Raw genomic sequence first — 6,962 nt, forward strand, 5'->3', positions numbered from 1 at the left:
TGGAATGGGGTTAAAGTTGGGTGGAAAGACTAGCTCTTTTTATAGGTTACAGAAAGTTTGTTATCTATCTGATGTTTTGCAATTTCATAATCCGGGTTATATGTGGCTATATTATGAGCGGCCATACCTATAACGGAAGCAACTCCCACAACTCCCGTAATGCCACCAAAAAAGCTACCACCAGCGGCTGCAATTCGACCATAAGTATATATACGGCAAGAAAGATCTGAGCTTTCGATTAGCCTTTCAAGCGTGGTCACTGCGCTACCCATCCTGCCGCTAAGGCCTACAACTTCAAATGACACCTTATCGCCAATTAACTTTTCAGCCTTGCCCGACGTTAGTTCTTCATACTTAATTTTTTCCATTATTCTTCTCTTATCTTACATTAAAACAAAATGCACAGCATTCAAGCTCATATATTAAACAGGTAATCGTTAAAAGGTTCAACTTAGTTAAACAAGGATATTTAATGGTTAAAGGCTGTATACGAAAGAGGCTATATGAATAGGCACAAATATCTGAACGACACCAACCGTCGACGACGGCACTAAAACAAAAAAAACCGGCACCGATGAGCAAAGCCACCGATACCGGATTTGATGATTAAATCAAAGGTTTATCTGATACCATAATGTAACGCTCTGCATCTCGTCCAAACTTGAAGTAAATGCCATTGGCATTCAAGCTCGATTCTTGCCCCTTAATCTTTGCTGACAACGCCGCTGCACCTTTAGGTAGGTACATGCTTTCTTCAAACTCTTGAAGCTTATTCAGAAGCTCGGAAGGTTTGCCCTTCCACGGCTTACCTCCAGCTTTCTTAAGCAATGCCGTAAAAGCAATAGTTAGACTATCATCTGCCATGCCCGACGCCATCAGCGACTCTACATTCTTCTCGTACACTTTTTGCAGCTTACCCTCTGGAAGTTTCCAGATTTTTTCTAGCGCTCCGATCCATTTGGCGTAGTCCATCATGCGAGCTTCGTGCATCACCTCAACATCAGGCAATACTGCCAACGCTTTGGATGCGAGAGTCAGTAAGGCGCCGAATATCTCTGGCATCGATGCTTCTAACTCAGCTTTCAGCTCTTGTTCAGGACGTCGATTGCCTTTCTTCATCGGCTCCAAGTTGACTCGGAGACAACGGGAAGCTAAGTCGGATTCTTTAACAAAATCATGAATACCGTTTAGTATTAATGGACTATGCAACTCAAGAAGAGTCACATCTGAGGTCTTATACAAGGTTTTTACTGGCTTTGTGCCTTTTGTAGCAACCGTACATAGCAGGTCACTTTGATTACGGGTCAACTTTCTCAAGTTGTCGATAACCACCAGAGACATACCATTAATTGTCTTAATAAAGTTACTTTCCGAAGGCATTGATAAGCCAGATACTGCACTAGGATCTAGCAAACCACGAAGCACGTTATTACAGAAGAAGCTTTTCCCCGCCCCCTTTTCACCCTGAATCATCAAGATAGGGTAAGGAACACCTTTCGCCTTAGGGTTAGCCATTAAGTAAGTCATATAAGCTACCAGCAAGAAGAAAGTATTCGTATCGGTGTTAATGAACTTTCTCAGTTTGGCCAAGGCTGATTTGGTGTCATCGCATGGCAACTTAGGAGTAACCATTGGTAACTGAAAGCTCGGTCGCTGAAAATAAAGATTCTCATTACTTGCGGGCATTGTATCCAACACTTCAACACCTTGAGCGCTAAGTTGAGCAATCTGACCGTTCGATAGGTCAATGGTCACTGTTTTAGTTCCCGGAGCTATACCATATCGAATTTGAGGTTTAATCAACGGTTGCTCATGCTCCCATGCGATAGCTTTGACTTCCTCGAATGCATCTTTCACGTTTTTACCAACCAATCTTAACTCTACTCGCTTAGCGAACTTACGCAGCATCTGCTCTCCCTTATCAGAATCTAATGGGATTGCTTGCTTAGACTCTCCGGTATGCTCAATCAAATATGGTGTACGTGACTCGTCCTGCTTAACAACACTAGGACCAAACTGCTCTAAAAACTCTACGAATACATTTTTATCAGCCATTGTAAAAATCTCCTTTAATACTATTTTTCTTGGGATGGCAGCGTCATTTCGACTGCCACTTTTAAACGGAAACCATTTAGAACATCGGCGGCGGCGTCGGTGAGAGCCTGAGTTGCCGCATCCAATTGGTTTTGAAATTGTGCTTGTTCTAACCTCACTAAGAACGAATCGTGGTTGGTGAGTAGAAGTGGAATGTTGGCATCATCAAGACGTAGACAGGCTCGGCGCATAATGTCGGCACCTGTTGCTTGAATCTTCCAATTAGTTAGCGAGAGTTGCCCGTCCAAATCCGAAATGGTGTATTTCCAATCTAAGGAACGAGCGAAGCCTTGATGTCGAATAACATCGGCAGATCTAGCAAGATAGCGGTCAATTGGGTAAATAAGACGAGATAGCTCATTAGACAGAGCTCTAACTCGACTCAAGGCAATACCCAGTTTTTCAGCGAGTGTCTGATAACCAATACCATATAAACGCCCAATGAGCATTTGCTTACACTGGTCACGGCTAAATTGGCCGCCAACTAACTGAGCGAGATTCTTGTATATGTCCCCCTTTTGGTACCAATTCATGAGCACCTGACATTGCGCAAAATAAGCGGCAATCATGGGTTCTTGTTGCTGGTAATCTAAAAGGGTATAAACACTGCCTTTAGGTGGGCTCAGTACAGACTTCCAGTACTGCTTAGGGACTTGGTTCAGAGAAGAACCAAGAGCATGATCACGACCTGTTTTAGTATGAAAAGCCGAGACGACTGGACGATACCAATGTCCGGTAGAATCTGTGTTTAATGCTTTAACAATTCCTTGATATTGCTTAGCTACGAATTGGCTTGTACCCGATTTTTTCTGTGAGTACGAACCAATTCGCTTAAGCATTGCAGTACGATTTACTCTAATCACTTCTCTGCTTTTTAGATGCTCTATATGCCGCGTAATACGACGTTGAACATCCAAAGGGGGTAAGCTCGAAACAGATTTAACCTCTTGAGTGATATAATCAGGTAGGTAACCTTGCGCTGAGTGAACAAGTAACTGTTTATTCAGCGCATAGGTATGTGATCCCAGACCATAACGTGCGATTGCGATTCATGCTGCAATATCATCGAAATCCAAATCATCAAGGTCAATCTCATCTTCAATTTCGAGTTCTTCCAATTCTTCTAACGGCTCTGGTTCGTCCGAGAAAATTCCATCTTCGGAAGGATCTCTCACTATTTCATCGTCGGCGTCGTCATTCACTTGCTTTTGTTCAGTATCACCGTCGACGACGTCAACGAACTCACCTTTATTTTCCAACAACGCTTGAGCTACAGGGTGTTCTAGGGAATCGATGTGATACTCTCCACCAAACGTTTCATCAAAAGCTTTCGCTACAAGAGACATATCAACATCGAATGGGGCGATATCATGCTCAACCGAGTAACTATAAACACCAGCCTCTTTGTTACGTTTTACGGAGATAACCTTCCCCTCAGCACTCACCTTCACCGCATCTAATTTACTGCGGTTCCAAGAGTTTGAAGGGTTGCTACTCAATAGAACAAAGCGAATATCGTTTTTAGTCGTTTGCAGAACATGAAGCACCTTTTGAGATACTTCTTTTTTTGGTAAGGACTGTGCAACATCGGCATCTACATAATATGTATACTTATATCCTGTCTCGTCATCGTATCGCTCAATCGTTAGCATTTTTTGTACTTCAGACTTCGTCATAAATGGAACACCATCTGACGGCATCATGTTTGACAATGCGTTACTAGGAATCTGCGCTTTGAAGTTAGCTACTTTTTCAGCCTGTTCATTTAGTTTTTCAAATAGACTCATTTCATTCTCTCCTAAGTTATCAATAGAAATTGATGCGACTTAATTCAGCATCGCAATAGGCAGCCATTCAGCTACCCATTAAGTTGCTAAATCAACATTCAAAAATAGTAGAGCGTTACTTTCCAGATTGTTAAAGAGCATCGAGAAGGCGTTCCGTCTCGTTGGTTTGCATTAAACAGCAATGTCGTAGAGTTGAATTTCCAAAGTGCTTGCAATAGCCAAACTTATCGTTGGAACCTTCTTTCCTAACCACGAAATACATTTAACCAGCTCCCCCACGAAGATAATTTCCAAAGTGCTTGTAAAAGCTACAGGCATAAAAAAAGAGAAGCTTTCGCTTCTCTTTGGGCATCTAACTCACGCTACTTTGACTGTTGTGATTTCTCGTATGCATTCCTACTTTTACTGAACAAACTATCTGATATATAAGCAAATGGTCCATCATACTTCTTCCACTTACTAAACTCTGAATTGAGTTGCTTCTGTCTTCTGGCATAGCATTCATCATCAGACTCAACTACACCATCCTTCCCCACTTTCCTACTCACTTTATCCAGATAAAAGAAGCGATCATTTTTTGCCATTTCTTCTGCTGCTTTATTGGCAGACACTGCATTAACCTTTAACCATGAATATAGCCACGCTTTAATAAATAACCAGCGATACGTTGCTCTGATATCGCTAGCTTTGTAACCACCATGTAGACGAGTATAGATAAACGCATTGGGACTTTTTAATTCCACTTCTCGTTCATACTTGATACCCGTATGCTCCATTTCTAATTCTGCTGCACGCTTAGAGAGCTCGTAGTAGAGCACCATATCCACATATCGCTTAGTATCTATCCTCAATAACTTCTCATATCCCATAGTAGTGAGTAGCTCTGATTGCAGGTCATCAACTAAACACTGCACATGGCTTACAATTGTGTCTTGATAGAGCTGCAATAAGGATTTGGCTAGTAAGGCGTATTTTTGATTAGGACGAAACTCTTCGAATGCACCTGTATTCATTACAGGTAGCTTCGATAGTAAAACCAATTGGTCTGCAACATAAGAACATTTATCAAGAATTTCGGTAAGAAGCTCTGGAGTGAACATCGCCTCTTCATTTCCTATTTGTGCTTTCAACACAGTAAACAACCAGTTGTCCCATGCATAACAACAATGCTCAACCAATTCGACAAGCTCACGAGCCATCAAAGTGACTTCATTATTGTATGGGTGTCGAAACTCTATCGTATGCATAATTCGATGCATCTCGGCTCTTACGCTCAACTCTAACGAGTCATTCTTAACTAACTGAGAAATAGGTCTTTCCAGTAATGTTTGACACTCCCAGTAGTACTCTTCAATGTCATCCAACCCAAAAAGGTTCATAGCAAAAATACAATAGGGCTTACTATTTCCGGGCATATCGTTGACCTTTATAGAAAGCTCATGGAATTGAGGATGTTCGTAGCTTAATTTTCCTCCTATTTTTAGCTGTTTAAGCTCCGGATGATGTTCTACGATATTTAGCTCAAATACTTGTAAGTCTTTATCTTTGCAATCTATCGTAAATGGCTGTCTAGCTTTACTCATTGTTCTTCAAGATTTATCCAAAAAAACAATGATACCGTAACGATACTGAAAGCTTTAATGTTGTATCGTCGTCGACGTATAGCGAACTAACGACAACAACAAAAAAGCAGAGGTTACCCCCTGCTCACCTAACTTGTCCGTCAATCATCTATAACCTCGTCGGCGACGACACCAATTACGAAGCCAGCTATACCACCAATTAGTACCCCATATGGACCATACCTAGCCCCAATAGCAGCACCGACTTTAGCCGCACGAATACCTGTGTTCTTTTTGGATTGGGATGATGATTGTGAAAAGGTTTTGCTTTGCATGTTTGCTCCTTCTGGGATGTAAAAAGGGCAATACCTCTCGATATCACCCTTAACGATTTAATATCCCAGCTTACTTAACTGAATCGCATAGATGATTTGCGAAGCTACGAGTCATCATCTGACTTTGGTACTGGTTATTTAGCTTCAATGTATTGAGCCAGAACTCATCCCCATCAACTTCGAATTGCATAAATGCTTTCTGCTCTTGATTGCGGAAATTCACATCACCTTCAATATCAACGAAGATTCGCCCCGATTTGGTTTTACCTGATTTCCATGTTTCATTGGTGAATGCCAAGTCGATCATGTCCCCTATTACGTAAGGGCAACCATCTGGGCTGCCTTCTTTAATTGTCTGGATTGCATCATCTGTATCCGAACTAAATAGACCTGCTGATGCACCAAAGCTAGCTAGAACTAACGCACTGATTAGTAGTTTTTTCATTACTACATTTCCTTATTAGATTTACTGATTGAAGAATTTGATAGTGATTACTGTCGGTGTCGTCGGTACGACGTCAACGACGATAAATGGAAGGGTTATTTTGTTTTCTTGTCTGCGAGCGCTAATAGCTCTGCTTTTAGTTGTTGGTATTCGTCGCCTAGTACGTGAAGATAAATTGATGATTCGGACTTTTTGGCTAGACCTAAGTCTCTAACTATTGAGGCGCAAAAACCTTGGTTATTGGCTGAACCTGAAGAATAGAGAGATTTATACACCTGACTTTTCCATGGTTTATCACCCTGCGATTCAATAAGGTCTAGCAGCCTACTGAGAAGAATCCATTGTTTTGAATGTAATCCGGCCCCACCACTTTGTCCGGCAATTCGAAAGTAGAGTTGGTCATCTTCGCTGTTTTGAGCAATCTCGTAGAGCACCGTTCCTTGGGACTTTGATCCTAGTTTTGGCGCTTCACCTGTTTTGAGAATGGTAGAGAATGGATTGCCTACTGATGTGGTTTTAGATGTATCAGCCTCTGCATTCTTCCTGCTGTTTTTGGCTTGGTTCATAGAAACTCCTTTATATGTCGAACTGGAAAGAAGAGTACTCTCACCGAACTAATCCAGTAAAAGTTATTACAATTCAATAATATAAATTCGATTTTCAGCTTAATACGACTAGGAGTTTTTCCTGTCTTCTCCGGTACCGTTCCTGTCTTTCCAACACAGTTTTCTACATTTTC

8 protein-coding genes are annotated in these 6,962 nt (G+C 41.5%); all 8 read right to left on the minus strand.

Going from position 1 to position 6,962, the window contains the following annotated elements:
• Positions 1-29 precede the first annotated feature (29 nt).
• Positions 30-368 carry a hypothetical protein gene (locus R7Z50_RS23800; protein WP_213899454.1) on the minus strand — a complete coding sequence of 113 codons (339 nt, stop codon included), beginning with the start codon at positions 366-368 and terminating at the stop codon, positions 30-32.
• Positions 369-606: 238 nt separating this feature from the next.
• Positions 607-2,055 carry an ATP-binding protein gene (locus R7Z50_RS23805; RefSeq protein ID WP_213899453.1) on the minus strand — a complete coding sequence of 483 codons (1,449 nt, stop codon included), beginning with the start codon at positions 2,053-2,055 and terminating at the stop codon, positions 607-609.
• Positions 2,056-2,075: 20 nt separating this feature from the next.
• On the minus strand, positions 2,076-2,957 hold the full coding sequence (locus tag R7Z50_RS23810; protein WP_318149289.1) for a DNA polymerase: 882 nt from the start codon (positions 2,955-2,957) through the stop codon (positions 2,076-2,078).
• Positions 2,958-3,143: 186 nt separating this feature from the next.
• Positions 3,144-3,881 (minus strand): hypothetical protein, encoded by a 738-nt coding sequence (locus R7Z50_RS23815; protein WP_213899452.1) that lies wholly within the window; start codon positions 3,879-3,881, stop codon positions 3,144-3,146.
• 362 nt (positions 3,882-4,243) lie between these two features.
• Positions 4,244-5,464: a hypothetical protein gene (locus tag R7Z50_RS23820; RefSeq protein ID WP_140090607.1), complete on the minus strand. Its 1,221-nt coding sequence runs from the start codon at positions 5,462-5,464 to the stop codon at positions 4,244-4,246.
• A gap of 140 nt (positions 5,465-5,604) precedes the next feature.
• Positions 5,605-5,778, minus strand: a complete 174-nt coding sequence (locus R7Z50_RS23825) for a hypothetical protein (RefSeq protein WP_180766487.1) — start codon at positions 5,776-5,778, stop codon at positions 5,605-5,607.
• A gap of 70 nt (positions 5,779-5,848) precedes the next feature.
• Positions 5,849-6,223, minus strand: coding sequence for a hypothetical protein (locus R7Z50_RS23830; RefSeq protein WP_013857784.1), 375 nt, complete (start codon positions 6,221-6,223; stop codon positions 5,849-5,851).
• A gap of 95 nt (positions 6,224-6,318) precedes the next feature.
• The gene (locus R7Z50_RS23835; RefSeq protein WP_318149290.1) at positions 6,319-6,789 is read right to left on the minus strand and encodes a hypothetical protein; all 471 of its coding nucleotides are present in this window, start codon (positions 6,787-6,789) and stop codon (positions 6,319-6,321) included.
• Positions 6,790-6,962 lie beyond the last annotated feature (173 nt).

It is taken from the genome of Vibrio sp. 1249-1, assembly GCF_033340495.1.